This is a genomic window from Streptomyces sp. NPDC056479 (assembly GCF_042795335.1).
Lineage (GTDB): Bacteria > Actinomycetota > Actinomycetes > Streptomycetales > Streptomycetaceae > Streptomyces.
Map to the genome: position 1 here is coordinate 201,159 of NZ_JBHTRZ010000002.1, position 23,316 is coordinate 224,474.

Genomic DNA, 23,316 nt, shown 5'->3' on the forward strand with positions numbered 1-23,316 from the left:
CGGCATTCATGTAGGCGAACAGATCCCTGTGAATGCCGCAGCTGAAGTGGACGGCGACAGGACCCTTGAAGCCCTCAGAAGGCTCTGCTTTCCTCCATTAGGAAAGTTTCCTATCAATCACTCACATGAACGAGGTTCATATGAGGGCATCTCATCTCTCGCTACGGCAAGGTGCGCTTGCCGCCGCGCTCGGCAGCATCCTGCTGCTTCTGCTCAGCCTCATCCCGATCGGCTCCGCCCAAGCGGCCAGCACCGATCAGCGTGCCACGGCTGCCTCGCCGGTTTCCGTCAACGGACAACTCAGGGTCTGTGGCACCAAGCTGTGCAACAGCCGCGGGAACCCCATCCAGTTACGGGGCATGAGCACCCACGGCACCCAGTGGTACCCGCACTGCCTGACCAGCGGTTCACTCGACGCCCTGGCCGGCGACTGGAAGGCCGACGTCCTGCGCGTCTCGACCTACGTACAGGAGGGCGGATACGAGACGAACCCGCAGCACTTCACCAACCTCGCGAACTCCCTGATCCAGCAGGCGACCGACCGGGGCATGTACGTGATCGTCGACTGGCACATGCTCACCCCCGGCGACCCCCACGCCAACCTGAGCAAGGCCCGGCAGTTCTTCACCGACATCGCCAACCGCAACACGGACAAGAACAACGTCCTCTACGAGATCGCGAACGAGCCGAGCGGCGTGAGCTGGTCGCGCGTCAAGAGCTACGCGGAGCAGATCATCCCGACGATCCGCAACATCGACTCCGACGCTCCCGTGCTGGTCGGAACCCGCGCCTGGTCCTCGTTCGGTGTCTCCGAGGGCGCCGACGAGTCGGAGGTGGTGAACAACCCGGTCAGGGCGTCCAACATCATGTACACCTTCCACTTCTACGCGTACTCGCACCGCGACGAGTACCTGGCGACCCTGTCCCGCGCCGCCGACAAGCTCCCGGTGTTCGTCACCGAATTCGGCACCCAGAACTACGCCGGCGAAGGCAGCAACGACTTCGCCATGTCGCAGCGCTACCTCGACCTCATGGCCGCCAAGAAGGTCAGCTGGACGAACTGGAACTTCTCCGACGACAACCGCACCGGAGCCGTCTTCAAGACCGGAACGTGCGACAGGTCCGGCCCTTGGACCGGCACTTCGCCGCTCAAGCCGGCCGGAGTCTGGATTCGCGAGCGCATCATGTCGCCGGACAGCTGGTAATGGCCTCCGGACAACAGGTAATGGGCGAGCGTAAATGAGCGTGATCGAACCGGTGGCCTGTGTGGCTGACTCACACAGGCCACCTCATCCTTGGAGGTGGCGCCGTAGGCGGGGTCACCCCTTGGCCGGAGCGGCGGGTGCCGCCTCCATCGGGGCTTCCGCGGCGGACGACGTGATCACTTCGGAGCTCTCGGCATGTCGGCCGCGCCGGTCCATGAGGCCGCCGGTGAAGGCCAGGCCGAGGCCCGCAACGGCAAGGGCGGCGCCGACGAGGTTCGGTGAGGCCCAGCCCCAGCCCGCGGAGATGGCCAGCCCGCCGAGCCAGGCGCCGCCCGCGTTGGCCAGGTTGAAGGCGGAGTGATTGGAGGCAGCGGCCATCGTCGGGGCGTTCTTTGCCTTCGCCATCAGCAGCATCTGCACGGGGGTGGTGATGAGGGCACCCATCGCACCGATGAAGGTGATCGTGACCAGGGCCGGAATGGTGCTGTGGACCGTGAAGTAGAACGTCACCAGGCCGGCCGCGAGCAGGGCGAGCCCGGCGTAGAGAGTCGGGCGCAGGGCGCGGTCGGTGAGGGGGCCGGCCATCAGTGTGCCGACCGTCATGCCTACGCCGTACAGCGCGAGGACCAGGGTGGTCGAAGTGTCGGAGATGCCCGTCAGGTGCGTCAGCATCGGCACGAGGTAGCTGTAGACGGCGAAGAAGCCGCCGAATCCGACCACTGCCGTGGCCAGGCCGATCGCAACCTGCCGGTTCTTCATGGCCCGCACCTCGTGGCGGATGCCGGCCTGCTGACCGCGGGACTGGTGCGGGACGAACGCGGCCAGAGCGGCGAGCGCGACGAGCCCGATGACGGCGACGGCGACATAGGCGGACCGCCAGCCCAGCTGCTGGCCGAGCGCGGTGCCGGCCGGAACGCCGACGATGTTGGCGACCGTCAGACCGAGGAACATCATCGACACCGCGCGTGCCGCCCGTTCGGGGGCGACCAGCCGGGAAGCGACGACGGCGCCGACGCCGAACAGCGCCCCGTGCGGCAGCCCCGCCAGGAAACGCGCGGCGAACAGCAGGCCGAAGTTCGGGGCGAGCGCGGAGGCGATGTTGCCGACCACGAACAGCCCCGACAACAGCAGCAGCAGCTTCTTGTGCGGTATGCGTGCACCGATGCCGGTCAGAACGGGGGCACCGACGACGACACCGAGCGCGTACGCCGACACGAGGTTGCCGGCGTGGGGCACCGACACCCCGACCCCGTCGGCGATCTGGGGCAGCAGCCCCATCGTGGCGAACTCGGTCGTGCCGATGCCGAAAGCGACGACAGCCAGGGCCAGCAGAGCCAGAGGCATGGTGCGGGAGAACCTTTCGAAGACAGCGGTCCAGGGACGAGGGAGCAGAAGAAGGCCGAGGTCGTGGGTACATCCACCTCGGCCGGCCGCGTCGAGCACCGTTGCCCAGCGCACCCCCACACAGGGCGAGCCCGTCAACAGTGCAGCAGCGGCGGGAAGCCGGGCATTCCAAGATCGGGGCGTGTGTCGACGTGATCTGTGTCATGCCCTTTGGTGCTCTCGAATGGACGGGGCCATTTCCGCCGTTTCCGGACTCTCCACGCCAGGCCCGGAACACCCTTCACACCCCGTGATCACCAGCCGTCAGCCCCTCGACTCGGTCCGTCCGCCCCCAACCGGCCTGAGACGCCGCCGCTCGTGGCCGAAAGTTGTGCGCTTGATCCGGTGAAAATCTCCGTCTCTGGCCACCGCCCCGACGGACATCGATATTTTCCATTTAGGGCACTACGTGGGAATTCGGACAGGTGCCGTCGGGGGAGGTGCTGTCGGATGGCTTTCGCTTTCACGGAGCTCAAGGTGCTCGTCGTCGACGATGTCTGCCTCTACCGAGAAGGACTCACGAGCATCCTCGCGCGGCAACCCGGTATCGAGACGGTGCTGGCCGCACCCGACGTCCCCACGGCGATCACCGCCATCACCACACAGGCACCGGACCTCATCCTGGTCAATCCCGGACTGCTCGCCGGCGGCGGACTGCTCGGCGCCGTACAGGCGGTGACGCCCACGCCGCGCACCATCGTCATCGGCGTCACGGAATCGGACGATGAGGTCATCGCCTGCGCCGAGGCCGGAGTGCACGGTTACCTGCTGCGCTCCGAGCCGATGGAGCATCTGCTGCGCCTCATGCGTGCGGTCGTCGTCGGCGAGACCCTGTGCACACCGCGCATGACGGCCCTCCTGCTGCGCAGGGTGGCCACACTGGCCTCCGAGGCGCGTCCGGCTCCGCGGGTGCCGGCCCTCACCGTTCGGGAGGACCAGGTTCTCGGGCTGTTGGAACTGGGCCTTTCGAACCAGGAGATCGCCGATCGCCTCGGCATCGAGGTCCGTACGGTCAAGAACCATGTGCACCGCATCCTGGAGAAGGCCGGTGCCCGTCGGCGCGGGGAGGCCGTGGCCGAGTTCCGCCGGCTCAGGAGGAGTTCCGCCCTGTGACACCGCGGCCCGGAGAGAAACCGGTCCGGTACCTCACCCGCCGAGGTCCTGGATCCTAAGGTCCTTTTCGGCCGGGCGGCCGTCCTGGAAGGTGGCCGAGTGCCCGCCACCGTAGCCCTGACCCGGCTCCCGGAACTGCTCGCCGACATGGTCCGCGAGGCATTCGTCGACGACCCGTCGGTCAGCGTCGAGACTCTGCGGCTCCCCCACGACGACTGTCTCGATGCCGTCATCGACCGACAGGTACCCGACATGGTCATCGTCGGTGTCGACGCCGCCGAGGTCGCCGTGGACCGGATCGCGCCGTGCGACCTGCTGCTCGGGCATCCCGGGCTCACCGTCCTCGGCCTCTCCACGGACGGCCGACTCGCGTGGACGTGTGAGCTGCGGCCGTCGACCCGTCCCCTGCGGGAGGTCTCGCCGACGAGTCTGCGGGAGGCCGTGCACCACGCGCTAGGGAGGACAGCGATCAGGAGCGGCGGCCCCACGCCGATGCTGCCCCTGGTCCCCGGGAAATGGTGTCACCGGTCGCACACGGGCACACACAGCGCACCTACGCGACAGCCGCCGGCCCGACGATCCCGGAAGGGCGCTTTCATGAGCGAATTTGTCGACCAGCAGATGGTCCGGCTCAGTGATCCCGCGCAGCTCACCAGTCTGGTCGATCCGCCCGGCGACCCTCAACATGGCCGTGTACGCGCCCTGCTGGGTGCGGCGTACACCATGGAGTTCGCCACCATCCACGGCGTGTCGGACGTACAGGTCCGTCAGACCGAGTTCCAGCGCCCCGTCTTCCCGCCACGCCGCACCGCCGGCACCTGGTTTCAGACCATGCCGCCCTACACCCGCACCGATCTCGCCCTCGAACGGCATGATCCGACGGCCCCGGTCTGGGTCGACCTGGCCGCCGAACTCGGCCTCACCCTGCTGCTGGACATCGATGTGGGCGACGTGCAGTCGGTTCTCTCGCACGAGATCACCGATTTCGCGACCCTGGATGAATTCCGCAGCCGTTTCCGCTTCATCGACCTCGACGCCTTCATGGCCAAGCACGACATCACCACGGTCGAGGAACTCCGCGAGGCGTTCCATTACCTGATCACCGAAGTCCGATTGCGTTTCCCGGGCCCCTTCGACCCGAACGACCCGGCGAACCGTCATCGCTATGACCTCAAACTGGCGATCCTCATCCGCGAAACGCTGGACGTGGCGGCCGCACTACGGGACGCCAAACTGGCCCGGACCGCTATGGAACGCGCGATCGTCCCTCAACCCCGGTCGGACGGAACGGAAGTACGGACACCGTACGCACCGGTATTGCTCTTTCCCGTGGCGGCCGTGCCCGGCCCGCCGCTGACTCAGTCCGTCCTGGAGTCGTTCTTCGCCTCCGAAGGAGTACTCACCCTTTTCGTCTAGCGCTCGGCAAATGCCGGGACGGAGGACGCCATGCCGCCACGCCGACGAAAGCCGGACAAGGAGCCGCCCGAGGCAACCGCCGGCCCACCGGACGCCATCACGGATCCACCAGACGCCGCTGGAAACGCTACGCCGGTCCTGCCACCGCAGCTCAGTCGCGAAGAGCAGGCCCGGCTGCGACGACAGCTCCGGACCAAATACCACTGAGCCGACCGACGAAGGTGGAGAAGACCGCCGATGACTGTTCGCTACATTCGGGTGAATCCGGTTGCCGACCTTTTCGCACCGGCCGTACGCGCGTACGGCAACATCGCCATCGTGGGCCAGGTCACGCCCCCGGGCCAGGCTCCCGCAGCTCCCACGGCCACCGCGGTAGCCGGTGCCGGACTCGAAGTCGGCGCCTATCGGTACGCGGTGACCTTCGTGACCGCCGGCGCGGAGACCGAAACCGGCGCCGAGACAACGGTCACCACCACCGCCGGGAACCAGAAGGTCGACCTCACCACCATCCCGACCGGGCCGGCCGGCACGACGGCGCGCAGGCTGTACCGCACGGCGGTGGGCGGCGCGACAGGCTCCGAGCGGCTGCTGGCGACGATCGAGGACAACACCGCCACCGCGTTCAACGACATCGTGCCGGACGCGAAGTTGGGCGACATCCCGCCCGTCGCCGGCCCGAACACACCCATCGTCTTCACCGATCCGGGCGAGGCGCGCCGTCGGGTACCGGGTGACCTCGGCGAGGCCATCGCACAGGCCTTCGCGCAGACGCCCGGCCCCACGCTGGTGTACGGCGTCCGTACGGCATCCGGCCCGGACTGGCAGGCGGCCCTCGACGCCGTGGCGCCGCTGGACGCCCAGTTCGTCGTGCTGGCCAACACGGCATTGGACACCACCACCGGCGCGTCCGGCGGCGCCATCCACCTGCTCTCCGACCATGTCAGCGCCGTCTCCAACACCGGCGGCGACGGCAAGGAACGGATGGGTGTGGCCATGCTGGCCAAGGCCGCGACCGCGACCGCCGTCGTCAGCGGCGCACTGGCCCACGAACGGATGGTGTACATCGCCCACAAGAGCGACGAGGACGCGGCCGCATCGGTCGCCGGAGTGATCGCCGGCTACGAACCGCACATTTCGATCCTCCTCAAACCGGTCAACATCTCCAGCGACCCGTTCACCCCCACCGAGATCTCGGCCATCAACGGCAACGAGACCTTCTCCAGTGGCCCGGCCGGAAACGGCGTCAACTGGCTGGTCGATCCCTCGCTGATCCCCGGTCGCGGCGTCTACATGGGCGAGGGCTACACCGGCAATCCCGGTGGCAAGAAGTACATCGACATCGTCCGCACCGTCGACGACGTGTCCTTCCGGCTCAAGGCGCAACTCATCAAGGCGATCGGCACCGTCCGTATCAGCCGATCCGGACTGCGTGCGCTCGTGGCGCAATTGGAGTCGGTGCTCCAACCACTCGAACAGAACGAGGTCATCGAGGGATTCGACATCACGATTCCCCTCATCACGCTGCTCGACAAGGACCCCAATTCACTGACGGCGGCGGAGCTCAACCAGATCAACAACGCACAGAGCCAGCGGGTGGTCGAGGTTCTGATCGCCGTTGACTACGCCGGGGCCATCCACCGCCTGTCCATCACGATGAAGTTCGTGTAGCGGGAATCCGAGCAGGAGCAGGAGAGCAGCAATCATGGCGGACTGGAACACGCGCCTGGAAGTCAAACTGGCCGATCGGACGATCACCCCGATCTCGAACTTCACCCCCACCTTCAATGTGCCGCACACCGTGATCCACAGCCTGGAACAGGACGGCACGGGCTATGTGCGGCAGCCGTTCACCTTCACCTTCACGATGACCGTGCCGGCCGTCGCGGAGACCGTCGCCGACCTCACCGAACTGGCGGTCAGCGGTACGGAGTTCGCCATCAGCGTGGCGGAGAAGCGCGGAACCGACTGGTCGTTCAAATCGATGAAGTTCGCACGTTGCGTGATCACGTCCGCCTCTCCGAGCAACATCGTCATCGACGGCGTGCCGCAGGCCAACTTCTCCTGCATGGCCCTGACCGTGAGCCTGGAGGACTGAGTTGTGGCCGCCGAAGACACCATGCCTGCGGCAGGCATGCCGGAGGGCGAGCCGACGGCAGCGCAGAGCGCTCCCGGGCTGCCCGGCGAAAGGGTCGAGCGCACCGGCATCGCACTGGTCCACGAGGGCGAGTACATCGTTCCCGCGCCGGGGAGCGAGGCCGTGCTCAGCCCGGCGGCCGGCACCGGCCCCGTGGTCAACTACTACTTTCCCGTCGAGGTCGAACTCGTCGGCGACCTGGACGACACCATGGTGCGGCGGGTCGTCGCCGGGGTCTTCGCCGAGCTGGACCGTGAGCTGTCGAGCCGGCTGTGAGCCCGAACCTGCCGGTGCTCGTCGGTGTCGTCCCGCTGTTCCACGTACAGAGCATGACGATGAGTCAGGGCTACCGCATCGAACGGATCATGGGCAGCCGCTGGTCTCAGGCGACCCAGCCGACCGTGAAGACCATCGCGATCGAGGCCATCCTCATCGGGCCCGACCGGCTGCTGGTCAAGAAGGCGCTGGAGGCTATGGCACTGACCAGCCGGGCATTGGTGGCCGCCGCCGCACCGCTGCTCGCGGTCAGCGGGATCCCGGTGGTCTTCGGCATGACGATCAGCCTGGACATGCAGATCACCGACCTGCGCATCACCCACAGCACGACGAAACGCGAGGCTCTCGACGTCTCCATCAGCCTCCAGCACGTGCCCCGGTCCAACCTCTCCGCCCTGGTCGGCGAGGCGGCTGACCTCGCCCTTGCGGTGGCCACCGCCGCTGCCACCGCCGCGCCGCCACCGAGCCCGGTGCCCCGCAGCCCCGGCCCGCCGCTCTGACACGTCCGCACACGCGCACCCACCCCGCCCACACCGCACGATCTGGAGGCCAGATGAGCGCACCGCCTTTCCTCCGGCTGCCGGTGGACCCGGACGAGGGTTTCCCGCAGTCGTTCCGACTCTCCTTCGAAGGCCGCAACTACGTGTTCGGCTTCCAGGTCAGCATCGCCCGCGAAGCCCTCCCGGCCGCCGACACCCAGCGGGATCTGACCACCGCACTGACCCTGCCCGCCGACGGTGCCTTTCTGGAGATGACGGTGGTCCGCGAGACGCCCGCCGGCGGCACCACGCTGCTGCGCCGCAAGGTGATTCCGGGACTCGTCTATCGCGCCGGTGAACTCGCCCTGGTGGTGCGCACGATCCGGATCGCGCTGGGCAACCTGCACGGCGTCGGGCGATACGGCTCCGAACTGGTGGCGGGGGTGGCGCTGCGATGAGCTTCGTGCTGTGGCACTCGATCCGGATCGAGGAGGCGGAGGGCAGGACCGGCGGGCTGCTCGGCGCAGTCGCCTCGTTCGCGGGACTCGGGCTGCCGTTGACGGTGACGAACGACGTCTACCGCGGCGGGCTTGTGCTTGACGCCGAGGTGACCGTGACGATGGCTGAGGGCGCGACCGCCGACACCTTCTCCGTCACCCTCGTCGACCTGCCGGCGTCGAGTATCGCCCAACTGCGCTCTCACCACCCCCACGGCGGGCTGAAGGCGACCATCAGCCTCGGCTACTTCGACGAGCCCGCCACCCGGATCGGCTCCCGCCCGGTCATGGTCGGACGGGTCACCTCGATGACCTCCGGGATCGGCGACGGTGGGGTGACCCGCACGGTGATCGAGGGACAGGAGGAGGGCGGATACCGGCTGCGCACCAAGCCCGCCCGGCTCGACCGGCCTTCCGCGTTGCCCCGGCTGCACCTCGTCCGCGATCTGGTGGAGGCGGCCGGCGTCGGTCTCGCCCCCGGCTCCAGCATCCCCGGGTCGCTCGGGGACATCAGCATCTGCTCCGAGTCCACCCTGGGCGCACTGCAGGACCTCGCCGAGAAGTCCGACGTCCCGATCGTCGTCCGGGACGGGTCTGTGCTGCTCGGCGCGGCGGTCGGACAGGAGCCGGCACCCGTACACATCGATCCGAACTTGAACCTCGTCTCCCGCGTCGACGCGCAGAAGGAGGACGGCGCGCCGCCGAAGAGGGCCGAAGACGCGTCGATCCCGGCGCTGCCCGGCGCCGGTGCAAAAGCCCCACCCGTGCGCACCGGACTGGACGTCACCGTGCTCGGACACCCCGGCCTGCGGGCCGGCCAGGTCGCGACGCTCACGGGCATGGACGACGTACCGGCCGGACCCCTGCGCATCAGCCACGTCTCGCACACCTACAGCGCGGCTACCGGCTACACCTGCGCGCTGGCGCTGACCGCCGTCGCGGCGGGCAAGCGGGTCCGCCTCACCGGGGGCGTCCAGGGCGTCGTCGACCGCTGGCAGGACGTCGTCGCCCGCGACCGCTCCGACCATCCGGCCGTCGACGTCGGACAAGTCACGGCCTACCGCAGTGGCAAGGACAAGAAGCATCTGGCGGACCTGCACTACGGGCAGAGCCCACAGCCGGACGTGGTCGCGCCCAGCGTCGCGGGACCCGTCGACAAGGACGTCACACTGCACAGCAAGCCGATCGCCGCACCGTTCGCGTTCCACAAGACCGGGCTCGTGACCCCGGTCTACCCCGGGATGCGCGCTGTGCTGGCGCACAACCGGAGCCTGGTCAACGACGCGATCGTCACCGGTTGGCTCTGGTCCGAGCAACCCCGCTTTGAGCCCCCGGCCAACGAGCCCGGCGACTACTGGCTTGCGCTGCCCACCCAGATCGGCGGGGACGGCCTGCCCACCGGCAGCGGCGTCAACGATCTGATCGACGCTCAGGGACGCCGCGTCGTCCAGGCCAGGGCGCTGCACGTGCTGGTCGGCGGCCCGAAGCTGCCGCCCGTGGGAACCCGGCCCGAAGCCCCGCCCGACGACACCGTGACCATCGAGCACCACAGCGGAACGACCATCAAGATCTCGGCCACCGGCGAGGTGACGATCACCACCGACCACAAGACCCTGACCCTGACCAACGGGCAGGTCTCACTGAAACTCGACGGCACGAAGGTGGCGGTGTCCTGATGCCCGCCGTACTGACCACCGCCTCGAAGCTCGTCTGCGCACACGGCGCCGAGCTCATCGTCCAGGCCTCCACCACCGCCCTCAGCGCCGCCGGTTCCCCGGTGCTCGTCCAGGCCGACTTGCTGGCCGCAACGGTCTCCCAGTGCACGAACACCAACGCCAACCTCGGGCAGAAACCCTGCCTCAAGGTCACTTCGGTGATTGCGGGCGCCAGCACCACCCTCACGGTGGCCGGACAGCCGGTGATGCTGGAAACCGCCCGGGGCCTGACCGACGCCACCCCTCCCCTGCCTGTGCTGTGGATGGTCAGCACGGCCGGCCAGAGCGTACTGGAGGCGTCATGAGCCTTCCGCCCGGCAGCCCCGGCACGCCCGTGAGGGCTCCCGTCGGCGACGAGGCCCGCTACGGCTCCAGCTTCCTCCTCGAGGACGGCGACCTCGTGATCTCCACCAGCGGCGCACGAGGCGAGCTGAAGCTCGTGCACGGCCTGCCGAACCTTCAGCAGGCCCTGGTCCTGCGGCTGCTCACGCCGTACGGCAGCGACCAGGTGAACGCCACCTACGGGCTGGACGTCAGGCGCGCGCTGACCGGCGACCTCGGTCGCCGGGCGGTGAAGGACCTGATCCGCCTCGAAGTGGTGAGGACGCTGGCCACGGATCCCCGGGTACGGGAGGTCACCGACGTGGTCTTCGACGACGATCCGCAATTCGCCGCGCAGACGGGAAGCGCGGTCAGCAGGCCGGCCGACCGGCGCAATGGTGGCCGGCGGGCGGTCGTGACCGTGGAGACGGTGCAGGACACCACGACGCTGATCCCGGTGGATCTCATGCCGGTGGGGAGCTCTGACCGATGACCGAGTTCGGGGTGACCCAGGAAGGGTTCGTCCTCAAGGGGCTCGACGCCATCCTCGGCGACGCCAAAGCGCGCGCCGGGCAGATGTGGGCCACTCTCGGCCTTCAGCCGGACCTCAGCGCCACCAGCCCGTTGCTCAAACTGATCGAGGCCACAGCACAGGAGGACGCCGAACTCTGGAAGCGGCTGCAGGACTTCTACTACAGCGCCTTCGTCTCCACGGCCACGGGCGACGCCCTCGACCTGCTCGGCGATGACGTGGGTCTCGTCCGGCGGGACGCGTTCGCCACCGGAGCGGTCACGCTCACCCTCACCGGGGGCCTGTCCGGGCGCACCTACATCGTGCCCGAGGGCACGATCCTGCTGGCCCCCACGCGGGGACAGTCGTTCGCGACCCTGGCTGCGGCCGAACTCACCACCGACGTCACCGAGCGGTCCGTCGATGTGCGTGCCTTCACCCGAGGCACGGACGGCGACGTGCCCCTCGGCACCATCACGGCGATCGACCCGGCGTACCGGGCCGTCTATCTGGCCGACTTCGGACCCGCCGACGTGAACGTGACCAACGAACACGAATTGTCCGGCGGTGACGGCCGTGAGGACGACGACACCTACCGCGGCCGCCAACTCGGTATCTCCCGGACCCTGTGGACCTCCGAGGCCGTCGGCCAGGCGGTGCTCGACGTCGACGGCGTCATCGACGTACTGCTCTCGGATCCGCTCGGCGGGGTCGACGTGTCCCAGAGCTTCTTCAACGAGTTCAGCTTCGGGGAGCGGTTGTTCAGCGCCGAACGGCGGATCGGCGAGCCGTACACCTTCGATCTCGTCGTGGCGCACGACTTCCGCTGGCCATGGCGGACCACCGGCAGCGTGCCGGGGGTGTACGAGCGGGTCGCGGAAGTGGCGGACCGCGTCCGGCCCGCAGGGGTGCACCCCAACATCGTCGAGGCCGACCACATCGACGTAGGAGTGCGGGCTCGCGTGATCGTGGAGCGCGGCTACGACGAGGCGGCCCTGTCGACGGCAATCCGCGCCAGGCTCACCGACACGCTCGGCGGCGACCTGCGGCTGGGCACCGCCGTGCTCTACAGCAAGGTGATGCGGGCGATCGTCGAAGTCCCCGGTGTGGTCGACGTCCAGCGGCTGCACCTACGGCGCTACCCGCCCGCGTTCGGCCGGATCACCTTCGGCGAAGTGCCGCACCAGACCACGGTGGTGGACGCCGCGGTCGGACAGAACCTCCTGATGGGGCCGACGGAGCTGCCGGTGTTCCGAAGCGACGCCGCTCTGCACGACCTTGAGCTGGTGACCGCGTGACCCTGCCCGCCGCTCTCGACCTCGCCTCCGCCGCCCTGGGCGCCGTGGGCCGGATGTCGGGCCTGCTGACCGAGCCGTTCGCCGCCGGTGCCGACGTGCTGCACCTGGTGCTGACCCCCGTCACCGGCTCACCGCAGTCGGCCGACATCACCCGCTACGACTTCTCCGACCACGTCGCCCGCTTCGGCGCGTCGCCCACACCGTCCTACGTCGTTCGGACGCTGCGGGACCTCGCGTACGACACGCAGGTGATCGTCACCGTAGTGGACCCCGCTCTGCCCGGCGGCACGGGCAACGCCCTGGTGCACTTCCCCGCGGGCGCGCTCTCCGGCGAGTCCGTGCCGTTGCTTCCGCCTGCGGGCGCCTCCGACGCTGCCCGGCTGACCCGGATCACCGTGAAGCGGCGCAAGGGGCGGGACTTCGTGGAAGTGCAGGACCCGGCAGACGGAAAATGGGCGATCAGCGCGCTGCTCGGCAACACCGCTCGGCTGCTGTGGGTACTCGGCGGCGAGCGCGACCTGTTGCGACGTCAGATCGCCCGCACCGCTACCCAACGACAGTTGAAGACCGCCCTTGGCACCGGCCTGGATCTGATCGGCGCCGACCTCGCCGTCCCCCGCTTCCCACCGCTGCCCTACTCGGTGGACGACGACACCGTCGCGCTCTACCACCTCGACGACACGCCGGGCGCGCCGATCGGTGCCGAGGACTTCACCGGGCGCTTCCCCAGCCGCGTCCCCCACCACGGAACGCTCTCGGGTGCTGCCGCTGCCGGCGCCCCAGGCCGGTTCGGCTCGGCCGTCGCGTTCATGGGGTCCGGTGCGGTGACCGCCCCGTCCGACCCGGTCTTCGACGTCCCCGCGGCCGCCGGCCTCACGGCCGAGTGCTTCGTCAAACCCGACCTGGGAACGCCCGACGCAAGGGTCCTCGCCCGGCGCGGCGCCACCGGCGCGGGTTGGTCGATCGAGGTCGGAGCCTTCGGTCGAGGCCTGGACCGTGCCGTCCGCGCCACCGTCTCCGACGGCGCCACCGAGCGGGTCCTGCACAGCGACCGGCAGCTGCCCGTCGACCGGTTCAGCCACATCGCCCTCGTCCTCGACCGGTCCGAGGCGTCCGTCGCACTGTGGGTGGACGGTGTCCGTGCCGACCTGCAGGACGCCGGCCCGCTCGGCGCACTGACCGCCGCCGCGCCGCTGGTGATCGGGCCGGGCAGCGGCGCGACACTGCGCGCGACCGTGGCCGAGGTACGCATCAGTCGGGTGGCGCGCCCCGACCTCTCCCCCGTCCTCGGCGAGAACGACGACCACTACCGCCGACGGCTGCGGATCTTCCAGCGCTGGACGCTTCCCACCCCGCACGCGATCGCCGCCGTCCTCAACGACGCGGTCGGCGAGATCGGCCATGTCAAAGACCCCCTCGTCATCGACGACGCCGACGCCCCGATCATTCGCGGCCACTCGCTCGTACGGGTGGTCCCCGCCGCACTCGCACCCGGCGAGAGCATCGACGCGGTCGGCCGCCGGGCAGCCGACGAGGAACAGCTCTACGGCGATCCGGACGACCTGGCCATCGACCCCGTGCTGCTCCTTCGGCACGACCGGCCGGAAGCCGACTACGGTCCGGTGGCGACCGGCGACCCGCACCTGATGCAGCCGCCGACGGCGCAGGCGCTCGACCGGCTGCTGACCCTGGTGTCCTCCGCCGGTCCCACCCGCCTCCAGGTGTCGAGCGCCTGGACGCCCGGAGCCCCGGACGCCCGCGCGGCCGGCCGAGGCGTCATTGTGAACCACCCCACCATCAACGCCCCCAGACTCGCCGCCCTAGCCCACCGGGCCGGATTCGCCCTGGTCAGAACCTTGAAGCCGCCGGTCGGTGTGTACGCGTCCTGCGCCCCCGGCGCCCCTTTCACCCTCGGCGCGCAGGGATCCGCGAACCCCGACGAGCTCCCGTCCGTCGCCGTCGGCGCCGCACTCACGCTGATGGCGTCACCGGTGCCTCCGGCAGGCGCCGAGCTTCACTGGTCCGTGGCCACGGGCAGCGGCCCCGCAGCGGTGCGTCTGACTCCGTCGGAGTCAGCCGGCCAGGCCTCCGTTCAGGGCCTGAGCGCGGGCACGGTCCAGGTGAGCCTGGACATCGTGTACGGCGGATTCTCGGCCACCGCGTCGGCCGCGGTCAGGGTGGTGCCGACGACGGTCGCGGACGGCTCGTCGATCGCGGCCGACGGCACCCCGAACCCCGGTCCCGTGGTGGCCGGGGAACCCGCCGACCATGTCGATCCGGCGCTGCTCGCCTCGGTCTCCGACGGCCGCGCGGCATTCGCCACTGCCGACGCCCGCCGGATGCAGCGCGGCGTCGCCCGGCGGCTGATCGAGCTGCTCGACTCCCTCGACGCCACCCCGGGCACGCTGACCGTGCTCTCGGCGTTCGTCCCGCCGCCGGCCGCCGGCGCACCGACGCTCGCCTCCCAAGGCCGGGCGCTGACTCTGCGTCACTCGACGCTCGACGCCGGCCGACTGGCGGCACAGGCGCACGGCGTCGGCTTCAGCCGGGTCGCCGTCGCCGGGACCACCGTGGAGGTGCTGCACCGCGCCGAGGACCTGATCGCCGTCCGCGGCGGCACCCTGGTCGAGGAAGGAGACACCATCTCCCTCCACGTCGAACCCAGCCCCGCCGCGGTCTCCCCCACCACCCGCCTCAGCTGGTCCAGCGGACCGCTCGCACCGACCTCGGGACAGGCCGACGTGACGGCCACCTCACTGTCGACAGTGGATCTGGTCGGACGCCGGGCCGGCTGGGTCTGGGCGCAGGCCGCGTTCCGCGAGGCGGGCGCCAACGGCCCGAACGCCCTGCAGGTGCGGCTGAGCAGCGCCGTGCCCGCAGGCTCCATCATCACCCGCGACCAGTACGACCTGATCATGAACGTGGTGCGCGTGCTGCATCCCCTCGGCGTCGAAGTGCTGACCCATGGCATCCGCCCGGCCGTGGTCGAACTCGCCGGCCGCCCCTTTGCCGACCCCGACTACACCTACCCGAAGTTCCGGCTCCACCGCCCCGCTCCCCGACTTCGAAAGGACGTCGAGCATGGCTAATGTCTCCTTCACCCCGACGTTCCACCACACGGACTACATCGACAACCGGGACCGGGTGCAGGCCGGAGGCCCGAACGGGTTCAACGCACGCTTCCGTGCCCTGGAGGCCGACCTCACCACGCTGTCCACGGTGATCACGGACGTCGACACCACGCTCGACACGCTCGGCGCGGGACCGCCACCGACACAGCACACGCTCACCCTGTCCCCGGCGCTGGTCCCCGTGGCCGGCGCGTCTGCCTGGGTGATCGACACCGCTGGATACGCCTCCCGCTCCGGAACCCTGACCACTCTGGCCGGGGTGCAGTCGGTGTCGGTACCCAACGGCGCGCGCCTCGTCTCGCTGCGCTCGCTCGGCCAGAACAGCGGTACCGGCACGCTCAGGATCACCCTGCTCCGGGCCCGGCTGCTGTCCGCGGTGACCACGGCCGAGCGGATCGCCCGGGTCACAGGCGACACCAACCCCTTCGACCGCAACGAGTCGGCCGACGCCAACTTCGCCCTGGTCGACACCACGGCCTTCCGCTACTTCATCCTCGCCACCCTCGACGGCGCGGTGGCCGGGGACACCGTCACCCTCTCCGGATTCCAGGTCATCTACACCGCCTGACGGCCCGCCGTCCGGCGGGCACTGGACCAACCCAAGGAGCGCACATGGCCATTCCCGGCGACCTCTACATCAGCGTCGACTTCGGTTCGTCGCCCACGAAGGACAACGGCAGCCGCCCCTACACGGGCTCGAACCCCCAGTGGAACAGCTCCAGCATCTGGCTGGCCGGCGGGCCGAACGATACCCAGACCCACGTCGGCACCCCCACCACGATCAAGGTCAGGGTCAGCAACATGGGTGAGAGCCCGGTACGCGCGGTGCGGGTCGACGCCTACGTGATGAACCCTCACGTCGGGCTCGCCCAGCCACAGCAGGCGATCCAGCGGCTGTCAGGCAGCGTCGGTTCGATCGCGGCCGGCTCCGGCAGCACCAGCCCGTCGGACGCGCACGTCGTCACCTGCATGATTCAGGATCCGGCCGAGGGACCGATCCCCTGGACACCGACCGAGCCGGAACTCAGCGGCACGGTCAACGGCGACGGCCATCTGTGCGTGATCGCGAACGTCTTCGCCGACGACGACGGGCACCAGCTGCTGGAGGGCGAGAACTTCAATGTCGTCGACGACCAGCACCAGGGCCAGCGCAACATCCAGTTGCTGGCGGCGTCGAAGCTACGGCCCAAGCAAGCCGAGTTCCTCCTCATGCCGGCGCCGGTGGAGACGGAGACCCGGGTCACGATCGAGAGGGTCGACCCCGAGATCGCGATCGGCGCCGGCGAGCGCTGGCTGCTGCTCTCGCACCGTGACATCTCGGAGGACTGCGAGAAGGGCGGGCTGGTGCTGCACCACAAGGGCAAGCGGTTCCCGCTCTTCCTCTCCGACGCCGAGCTGCAGGTCCGGCTGACCGTCGACGACTGCGAGGAGTCCGAGGGCTGGCTGACGCCGTTCGAGCAACCGCGGCGCGCCCGGATCCGGTTCCACCTGCCCAAGGAGGACAAGCTGGGGGCACTGCACGTCTTCGAGATCGTGCAGCGTGACTGCGAGGACCGGGCCCTCGGCGCGCTGCGCATGCTCGCGTTCGTCAACGGGTGAACCCGCGTGCCCCCGAACCTGCACGTCCCGGTACGGGTCAGGGTCGTCGGCGTGCCGGACGAGGAGACCCTCGAACTCCTCACCCGGCGCGTCACGGCCCTGGTGGCCGCCCGGCTGGCAGCCGCGCGACGCGAGCTGGGGACGGGGCACCCGGGCGGACGCCCACGGGAAACACACGAGCTGTACGACCCGTCCCGGGACACGGGCTCCGGCTACGAGCTGCCGTCCTACCAGGGAGGCGGGAAGCCGACGCAGGTGCCGGTGCGGGGCCATCGCCCGTGGACCGTATTGCGGGCGGTGCACTTCCGGACCACCGTCGGCGCGTTCCTGGACGCCGTCGAGCGGCAGCGCGACGAGCCGTTGACGGCGCGCGCACTCTACGACGAACAGGCCGCGGAGGAGCGATGGGTCGCCCTCTGGCTCGTCCAGGTGAACGACACCACGTCGCTCACCGACCTCGAACCGATCCTCTACGCCCGTGCCGCCGAGCTGTCCCGGCTAGGCCCACGGGAGATCCTCACCTCTCTGATCAGCCCGTTCGACAACGCCTGGCAGGACCTCGTCCGGCTGGACAGGACCGGTCAGGTGCGGGCCCTGATCCCGTCGCCCGGGGTCCGCGACCAGCGCCGGGTGGAGGGCAACGGCCAGGACGCGGTGGTCAGTCACGGCGGCTGGGTGCTGTTCGCCTTCATGAGGCTGCCGGGCATCAGCGTCGAGGAGGTACTGGACGTCGGCGCCCTCACCCAGGTACTCGTCCCGGTGCCGGACGCCGCCAGGCTCGTGGACCAGGAGCACTTCGCCCACCGCTGGGGGGTCGCCTGGAACCGCTTCGCCGAGGAGTTCGCGACGGAGCACGTCACGGTCCGGATGCTCGGCGCCCGCCTGCGCAAGCGCGTGCTCGCGCAGGCGGCGTACTACCTCATCACCATCGCGGCCGACGAGCAGGCCTCGACCGCGGCCTCGGCGCATGACCAACAGGAGCTGCTCGGCGAGGGGATGGTGGTACTGACCCCCGAGCTCCTCAGCGCGCTGCCGTCCCCGGTCGCCGCCCACGCCCGTTCGGTGGCGAGCCCGCCCGCGCCGACCGGGATCCGCGCCGGTCCCGACGTCGGGCTGCTGCCCGGCTGGCCGGTGCTCCTCGTCCACGCGGAGATCGCGCTCGGCCCGGACCGTCTCGCCGCGGCGCTGCAGGGACCCCTGGCCCGCCGCATCGCCGACGACCTGCGCCGGCTGATGCGGGCCGGAACCGGCCTGGACCACTGGGTGTTCAAGGTATGGGCGCTGCTGGACGAGGCGAACGCGGGCGGACCGCCGCAGACCCGGCCTCCCGGTGGCACCCTCGTCGAGCACATGCTCGGTGATCTGGACCGCACCGGTGACTTCGTCCCCTTCTACGACCAGACCGATGAGACCGGCCACTTCGGGCTCAGGGCGTGGCTCCTGGCCATCAGCCTGCCGACACGGTTCGCCGATCACCCCCGTGTCCGGCGGCTGCACGAGGAACTCACTGCCGCCCGCGTCGGCACAATGCGCAACCTGTACCTCCCGGATGACACGGGCGGCGCCGTCCTCATGGGCCGGGCCTCAAACCGGACTTGGGCCATCGGCACCGTTCTTGGCGACCTCGACGACACATACCTCGTCAGCCGGGACGCCCAGCGGATCAAGGACGCGAGGCTCACGGCACTCAAGGAAGCGCTCGTCAGACACCGGGCCGCCATCCTGGCCGAGGCGGCGACCGGAAAACTCCCCAAGGACATGGACGAAGAGGGCTTCGCCCGCGAGGCACTCGCCCGTGCCCTCAAGGACGTGCCGATCGGCAAGCAGGACATCGAGGACGTGACGATCGAGCGCAGCATGAAACTGCTCTCGGTGCGCCGCCGGGACATCCAGGGCCTTCCCTCGTACGACATCCGGCTCGTGTTCGTCGAGCGGACCGAGGGCGGGCGCTGGCGGCCGGTCGGCGACGAGGTGAGCGAGACCTCCGGAGACTTCGAGGCCCGTCTGATCTGGTGGGAACTCGGCAGGGCGGGCGAGTTCTACGAGACGTTCGGTCTTGCCGTGACCGTCGTCGGGGTGGTGCTCGTCGCCTGGGAGGCCGGGCTGCTCGCCCTGCTCGTCGAGGCGGCCGGCGGTGCCACCGCGCTCGCGGTGTCGATCACCCTGTCGGAACTGGTCTGGCTGCTGAAAGTCGCCTTCACGGACGAGAAGTTCACCCTGCGCGGATTCTTCATGGCCGCGCTGGACGGCTATCTGATGGCCCTCGGGTTCCGGTTCGGCGGTCTGCTCGGCCGTTGGGGCGCCGAGAAGATCGGCACCGCGACCCTGCGCCGGGTGGTCTCGGGCTGGATCGCCGAGCGGCTGGTCGCGGGGGTCGCCGGAGGCGCGATGACGGCCGCACTGGAACGGTTCGCCGATGACGTCCTCAGGGTCGCCACGGGCGAGGGATCGTGGTCCGGGATCGGGGACTATGTGCGGGCGATGGCCTTCGGGGCGGCGGTCGGCGTGGTCGGCGAGTTCGCGCTCCAGCCCGCGCTGCACAGCCTGCTCGCCGGCGGCCGTACCGCGCTGGAGTCGACCGCGGAACTCGTCGCCAGGATCCGGGCGGAGGGCTGGAGCGCCGTCCAGTTCTCGGCGGGGGTGACCGAGGCGCTGGCGAACCTGCGCGCCGGCCTCACCACCCTGGCCGGCGACGCCGCCGCGCGCGGATTCAGCACCGCCCTCGCCGATCGGCTGGGCCCCGTCATCCGTGAGCTCGGCAGCGGAGCGGTCGCCGTGCGGGTGCTGGAGCTGTCCGGGGCGCGGCTGACACCCACGGCCACCGAGGGGCTGCAACGGTTCCTCAAAGCCGCGCAGGTCTCGGCATCACCGACCCGCTCGCTGGAACTGGTCCGGATTTTCGCCCAACACCCGCAAGAGACAGTCCACTTCCTGGAGGCCCTCGCCACGTTGGAGACGGACGCCGCACGCCACCTGGTCTCCGGCACCTTCGGCAGCACCCAGGAACTTGCCGCGTTGCTGGGCCGGATCAGCCACTACGAGCCGGCCCAGCAACGGGCCGTCGTACGACTGCTCGGTGAGCTGGGGATCGTTGCGGCGGAGCCGGCGGGCACCCTCACCACCGAGCAGGTGCTGAACCGTCAGCTCGCGGCGTCGTTGCGGGTCCAGGCAGCCGGACAGGCGGCCGAAGGATCGCGGCTGCGTACGCTCGCCACCCGCGCCAGGGAACAGGCCGACCGCGCCGCGACGAGCGGCAACGCCCGTCGGGCGGCGGCCAAGCGGGCGGAGGCGGACAAGCTCGAGCGCCGCGCAGACATCGCGGAGTCCGCCGGCGAGCAGGCGAGAGCCCAGGCGGAGCAACTGCCGGCCGGCGCCGGGCCGAAACCAGCCGACGTGGTCCCCACAGACCCCGAACTCGACGCGGCCTTCGCGGCACTGGAGTCCGGGACCTCGGCGACCGGCGGTCCACAGGCATGGGTTCGGCTGCCGGTACGCGCCGTACGGGGCAACGCACCCGTACTGGAACGCCTGGTCCGGCCACTGTTCCGCAGCCTCAGCGGCAACCGCGTGGTCTTCCGGGTGGAGGGCGGATCCGGGACGGCCCAGAGCCGCAGCTTCGTGAATATCGACCAGGCGGGAAACGTACGCCTGGCCACCGGCGGCAAGGCTTTGAACCTCAACTTCGGTGTCTTCGAGCGGGCCGTCGAGTTTCTGCTGGAGAACCGATCCGGGGCACGGCTCAAGGTCTTCGAGGTGGAGGAGAACTGGTTCCAAGCAATGCGCGGCGTGTCGACGCCGGAGCAGGGCAAGGCGGCGCGATTCGTCGTCACCGAGCCGGTCACCGGGGCCCGGACCCCGCTGCACGGCCCGGGCCAGGCGCCGGGGATCTCCGACGTCCCGGGCCTGCCGAGAATCGTGGACACCCGCTACGGCGTCGACCAGTTGCAGGTGCCCGCGGAGCTGCTACCGGAGTTGCAGGAGTTCATCGTGCCCAACACCGGCCGGGTGCTGGAGTTCACCCCATGAGGCACGTCTACCACGTACCCGACGACGGCGGCCCGGAAGCCGGGGACGAGGTCGTGCGCGCCGTCCGGACCGCCGTGCTCCGCGGGGTGACCCGCGCCGTCCAGGACCTCGTCGGGGACGGCACCCGATCCTCCGGGGAGATCGTTCCGCTGCTGCGCCCACCGCCGCGCCGCTGGACGGGTCCGGGCGGAGGCGATCCGGGCGACGGGCCGGGAGAGCAGCGGCACGTTGCGGTGCCGAGCTACCAGGACCAGGGTCGCTCGGTGGCCGTACCGGTCGTCCCGAAGCCGGCCGGCGCTCCGTCCGGCACGGCGTCCGCTCCCCCGGCTCACCCCCTGGTGACCGCCGTCAACGACGTCGCGGCCCAGGTACGACGGGCCGAGCAGGCGCACTCGCCGGTGCAGCCCACGGTGCGTCCCGGCACCGGGATTCTCGGCCGGATGTGGGCCCGCGCTGCGGCCGAGGACACCGGCCGGCTGCTACGGCCGACACGGGCAGACCTGGAACAGGTGGAGGGACGGCTCATCCGGGTGGTGAGCGCCGAGGCGCTGCGGATCGCCGGCGTGCTGCTCGACCGCAACGAGACGGTGGTACGGAGGGAGGCCGCCCGGTACGGCGAACCGAACGCGACGGTGCCCGGCAGCCCGGCGGTCCGGTTGCGGGCGGCGGCGACCGAACTGGCCGTACTCCAGCGCCGGATCCTCGACCGTGTGAGGCAGACCGGGAACGCCAGGATGGCCGCGGTCCCCTACGCACCCCAGGCCGGCGGCCCGCTCGACCCGTCCCACTTCGACGACGTCATGGCCGGTGACAACGCCCGTGCCGACGTCGAGGTGCAGCACGAACTGCTGCCCCGGCTGAACACGCTGAGGCGCATCTACGGCGCGGAGTTCCCCATTCTGCTCGGGCGCAACCTGGACTACGCGCAGTTCGCGGTGATGGATCCGGGGCGGTTGGCCCAGGCGGTCGGCGGGACGACCTCCGACGTGCTGCGGAGCATCGCCCAGCTCCGCGGCAGGCTGACCGAGGAGTCGGTGTGGCAACTGCCCCCGCTGCTGGAGGCCGCGAGGCACGTGCTGGGCGTCGTCCCCGGGACGCCCGCCGCGGAGGCGCTGGACAGGTATCTGGCCCAGATGAAACGGGACGAGATCATCCGGCAGCTGCTGCTGACCGCACTCGGCATCACATTGGCGATCGCCGCCACCGTGGCCACGGCGGGCGCCGCCGCACCCGCCGCCGGAGCCGGAGCAGCCGCCCTGGCCGGCGGGCTCTCCCTGGCCACGGCGGGAGTGTCGGTGTTCGGCGCGGTGGAACAGTACGAGAGCTACTCCTTCGGCCGCGCGGCCGCACACGCATCCCTCGACCCGATGACCGCCCTGGCTCGCGAGGACCCGTCGATCGTCTGGCTGACGGTGTCCGTCCTGGGAGCCGTGGCCGACGTCGGCGCCGCGATCGTCGCCGTCCGGAACATGGCCCGCCTCGCCAAACTGGCGGTCGGGGCGAAGGAGTTCGCCGGCCTGGAGCAGGCGGCCCGCGCGCAGGCCAGGGTACTGGCCGCCGAGGGCCGACTCGCGGGCACCGAACAGGAGTTCGTGGACGCAGTACTGAAGTCGGCGAAGCGGCAGATCGGCGGTGCTGCCGCCAAGCCCTCCCTGCGATTCGGCTCCTACTTGTTCCGGCCCAACCCTGGCGGTCCACGGACGCTGCCCGAGGCGGTGGCGCTCGCCAAGTCGAAGGGGATCCGAATCGAGCACGACATTCTCATCGGGCTCGACAGCAGAATCGACATCAACAAGGAATTCGCCTACTACGGCAACAAGGTCCTCCGCGATCAGCAGGTTGGGTGGAAGCACCTGACCGGGAAGATCGGCCCGCCCAAACCCGGCGTCCTGCCGACGTACTGGACGGAGGAGCCGATCGAGGAAGTGAGCACCATGATGGCGGTGCGAATGCACCCGGATGTCCTGGACTCCGATGAGGCCATCGTCGCCGTACTCGCACACGAGATGCACGAGATCAACTACCTGCGGACCGAGCTCAGCGGTGGCACCCAGATCAGCGGCAGGGCGTACGAAAGACTGGTCGACGGCAACATCGGCACCCTGCACCGGGAGGCGTGGCGGATCGCACTCGCACTGGTCGACAGGATGCGCGCCACACTCCCCTGACCGGGGCTTCCGCTCTGCATGTGTGATGCCCGTCGGGTATCAGA

At 70.0% G+C, this 23,316-nt stretch carries 19 protein-coding genes; 17 read left to right on the forward strand and 2 right to left on the reverse strand.

All coding sequences use genetic code 11. The features are described from left to right. Positions 1–140: 140 nt before the first annotated feature. Complete coding sequence (locus ACFQ6S_RS07235; protein ID WP_383404679.1) at positions 141–1,205, forward strand: glycoside hydrolase family 5 protein; 1,065 nt, start codon at positions 141–143, stop codon at positions 1,203–1,205. 114 nt (positions 1,206–1,319) lie between these two features. Here ACFQ6S_RS07235 and ACFQ6S_RS07240 read toward each other — a convergent pair whose 3' ends face one another. Further along, complete coding sequence (locus ACFQ6S_RS07240; RefSeq protein WP_383404681.1) at positions 1,320–2,549, reverse strand: MFS transporter; 1,230 nt, start codon at positions 2,547–2,549, stop codon at positions 1,320–1,322. 489 nt (positions 2,550–3,038) lie between these two features. Here ACFQ6S_RS07240 and ACFQ6S_RS07245 point away from each other — a divergent pair, with 489 nt between their 5' ends. Then, the gene (locus ACFQ6S_RS07245) at positions 3,039–3,701 is read left to right on the forward strand and encodes a LuxR C-terminal-related transcriptional regulator (protein WP_383404683.1); all 663 of its coding nucleotides are present in this window, start codon (positions 3,039–3,041) and stop codon (positions 3,699–3,701) included. Positions 3,702–3,734: 33 nt separating this feature from the next. Here ACFQ6S_RS07245 and ACFQ6S_RS07250 read toward each other — a convergent pair whose 3' ends face one another. Then, on the reverse strand, positions 3,735–4,028 hold the full coding sequence (locus ACFQ6S_RS07250) for a hypothetical protein (protein WP_383404684.1): 294 nt from the start codon (positions 4,026–4,028) through the stop codon (positions 3,735–3,737). A gap of 270 nt (positions 4,029–4,298) precedes the next feature. Between ACFQ6S_RS07250 and ACFQ6S_RS07255 the strand changes: the two genes are divergently transcribed. From ACFQ6S_RS07255 to ACFQ6S_RS07325, 15 genes are all read left to right on the forward strand, one after another. Then, on the forward strand, positions 4,299–5,117 hold the full coding sequence (locus tag ACFQ6S_RS07255; protein ID WP_383404686.1) for a hypothetical protein: 819 nt from the start codon (positions 4,299–4,301) through the stop codon (positions 5,115–5,117). Between the two features lie 237 nt (positions 5,118–5,354). Next, positions 5,355–6,785 (forward strand): hypothetical protein, encoded by a 1,431-nt coding sequence (locus ACFQ6S_RS07260; protein WP_383404688.1) that lies wholly within the window; start codon positions 5,355–5,357, stop codon positions 6,783–6,785. A 34-nt stretch (positions 6,786–6,819) separates the two neighbouring features. Beyond that, positions 6,820–7,212 carry a hypothetical protein gene (locus ACFQ6S_RS07265; RefSeq protein WP_383404690.1) on the forward strand — a complete coding sequence of 131 codons (393 nt, stop codon included), beginning with the start codon at positions 6,820–6,822 and terminating at the stop codon, positions 7,210–7,212. Between the two features lie 3 nt (positions 7,213–7,215). After that, complete coding sequence (locus ACFQ6S_RS07270) at positions 7,216–7,527, forward strand: hypothetical protein (RefSeq protein ID WP_383404692.1); 312 nt, start codon at positions 7,216–7,218, stop codon at positions 7,525–7,527. After that, positions 7,524–8,027, forward strand: coding sequence for a hypothetical protein (locus ACFQ6S_RS07275; RefSeq protein WP_383404694.1), 504 nt, complete (start codon positions 7,524–7,526; stop codon positions 8,025–8,027). The genes ACFQ6S_RS07270 and ACFQ6S_RS07275 overlap by 4 nt, the downstream gene beginning before the upstream one ends. 53 nt (positions 8,028–8,080) lie before the next feature. Continuing rightward, positions 8,081–8,464 (forward strand): hypothetical protein, encoded by a 384-nt coding sequence (locus tag ACFQ6S_RS07280; RefSeq protein WP_383404695.1) that lies wholly within the window; start codon positions 8,081–8,083, stop codon positions 8,462–8,464. After that, positions 8,461–10,179, forward strand: a complete 1,719-nt coding sequence (locus ACFQ6S_RS07285) for a hypothetical protein (protein ID WP_383404697.1) — start codon at positions 8,461–8,463, stop codon at positions 10,177–10,179. Before ACFQ6S_RS07280 ends, ACFQ6S_RS07285 begins: the two co-directional genes overlap by 4 nt. Beyond that, positions 10,179–10,523 (forward strand): hypothetical protein, encoded by a 345-nt coding sequence (locus ACFQ6S_RS07290; RefSeq protein ID WP_383404699.1) that lies wholly within the window; start codon positions 10,179–10,181, stop codon positions 10,521–10,523. Before ACFQ6S_RS07285 ends, ACFQ6S_RS07290 begins: the two co-directional genes overlap by 1 nt. After that, a complete protein-coding gene (locus tag ACFQ6S_RS07295; protein ID WP_383404701.1) occupies positions 10,520–11,032 on the forward strand; it encodes a hypothetical protein in 513 nt (170 codons plus the stop codon). The genes ACFQ6S_RS07290 and ACFQ6S_RS07295 overlap by 4 nt, the downstream gene beginning before the upstream one ends. After that, positions 11,029–12,348, forward strand: a complete 1,320-nt coding sequence (locus tag ACFQ6S_RS07300) for a baseplate J/gp47 family protein (protein ID WP_383404703.1) — start codon at positions 11,029–11,031, stop codon at positions 12,346–12,348. The genes ACFQ6S_RS07295 and ACFQ6S_RS07300 overlap by 4 nt, the downstream gene beginning before the upstream one ends. Beyond that, the gene (locus ACFQ6S_RS07305; RefSeq protein WP_383404705.1) at positions 12,345–15,437 is read left to right on the forward strand and encodes a LamG-like jellyroll fold domain-containing protein; all 3,093 of its coding nucleotides are present in this window, start codon (positions 12,345–12,347) and stop codon (positions 15,435–15,437) included. Before ACFQ6S_RS07300 ends, ACFQ6S_RS07305 begins: the two co-directional genes overlap by 4 nt. Beyond that, the gene (locus ACFQ6S_RS07310) at positions 15,430–16,047 is read left to right on the forward strand and encodes a hypothetical protein (protein WP_383404706.1); all 618 of its coding nucleotides are present in this window, start codon (positions 15,430–15,432) and stop codon (positions 16,045–16,047) included. Before ACFQ6S_RS07305 ends, ACFQ6S_RS07310 begins: the two co-directional genes overlap by 8 nt. Positions 16,048–16,091: 44 nt before the next feature. Continuing rightward, positions 16,092–17,078 (forward strand): hypothetical protein, encoded by a 987-nt coding sequence (locus ACFQ6S_RS07315; RefSeq protein ID WP_383404707.1) that lies wholly within the window; start codon positions 16,092–16,094, stop codon positions 17,076–17,078. 6 nt (positions 17,079–17,084) lie between these two features. Continuing rightward, positions 17,085–21,104, forward strand: coding sequence for a hypothetical protein (locus ACFQ6S_RS07320; RefSeq protein ID WP_383404709.1), 4,020 nt, complete (start codon positions 17,085–17,087; stop codon positions 21,102–21,104). Then, positions 21,101–23,272: a hypothetical protein gene (locus ACFQ6S_RS07325; RefSeq protein ID WP_383404711.1), complete on the forward strand. Its 2,172-nt coding sequence runs from the start codon at positions 21,101–21,103 to the stop codon at positions 23,270–23,272. The genes ACFQ6S_RS07320 and ACFQ6S_RS07325 overlap by 4 nt, the downstream gene beginning before the upstream one ends. Positions 23,273–23,316 lie beyond the last annotated feature (44 nt).

Coding starts and splice junctions, on each gene's coding strand:
- ACFQ6S_RS07255 (WP_383404686.1), top strand. CDS start 4,299: ATGAGCGAATTTGTCGACCAGCAGATGGTCCGGCTCAGTGATCCCGCG.
- ACFQ6S_RS07325 (WP_383404711.1), top strand. CDS start 21,101: ATGAGGCACGTCTACCACGTACCCGACGACGGCGGCCCGGAAGCCGGG.
- ACFQ6S_RS07285 (WP_383404697.1), top strand. CDS start 8,461: ATGAGCTTCGTGCTGTGGCACTCGATCCGGATCGAGGAGGCGGAGGGC.
- ACFQ6S_RS07310 (WP_383404706.1), top strand. CDS start 15,430: ATGGCTAATGTCTCCTTCACCCCGACGTTCCACCACACGGACTACATC.
- ACFQ6S_RS07260 (WP_383404688.1), top strand. CDS start 5,355: ATGACTGTTCGCTACATTCGGGTGAATCCGGTTGCCGACCTTTTCGCA.
- ACFQ6S_RS07240 (WP_383404681.1), bottom strand. CDS start 2,549: ATGCCTCTGGCTCTGCTGGCCCTGGCTGTCGTCGCTTTCGGCATCGGC.
- ACFQ6S_RS07245 (WP_383404683.1), top strand. CDS start 3,039: ATGGCTTTCGCTTTCACGGAGCTCAAGGTGCTCGTCGTCGACGATGTC.
- ACFQ6S_RS07295 (WP_383404701.1), top strand. CDS start 10,520: ATGAGCCTTCCGCCCGGCAGCCCCGGCACGCCCGTGAGGGCTCCCGTC.
- ACFQ6S_RS07265 (WP_383404690.1), top strand. CDS start 6,820: ATGGCGGACTGGAACACGCGCCTGGAAGTCAAACTGGCCGATCGGACG.
- ACFQ6S_RS07250 (WP_383404684.1), bottom strand. CDS start 4,028: ATGCCCGAGCAGCAGGTCGCACGGCGCGATCCGGTCCACGGCGACCTC.
- ACFQ6S_RS07315 (WP_383404707.1), top strand. CDS start 16,092: ATGGCCATTCCCGGCGACCTCTACATCAGCGTCGACTTCGGTTCGTCG.
- ACFQ6S_RS07300 (WP_383404703.1), top strand. CDS start 11,029: ATGACCGAGTTCGGGGTGACCCAGGAAGGGTTCGTCCTCAAGGGGCTC.
- ACFQ6S_RS07290 (WP_383404699.1), top strand. CDS start 10,179: ATGCCCGCCGTACTGACCACCGCCTCGAAGCTCGTCTGCGCACACGGC.
- ACFQ6S_RS07235 (WP_383404679.1), top strand. CDS start 141: ATGAGGGCATCTCATCTCTCGCTACGGCAAGGTGCGCTTGCCGCCGCG.
- ACFQ6S_RS07280 (WP_383404695.1), top strand. CDS start 8,081: ATGAGCGCACCGCCTTTCCTCCGGCTGCCGGTGGACCCGGACGAGGGT.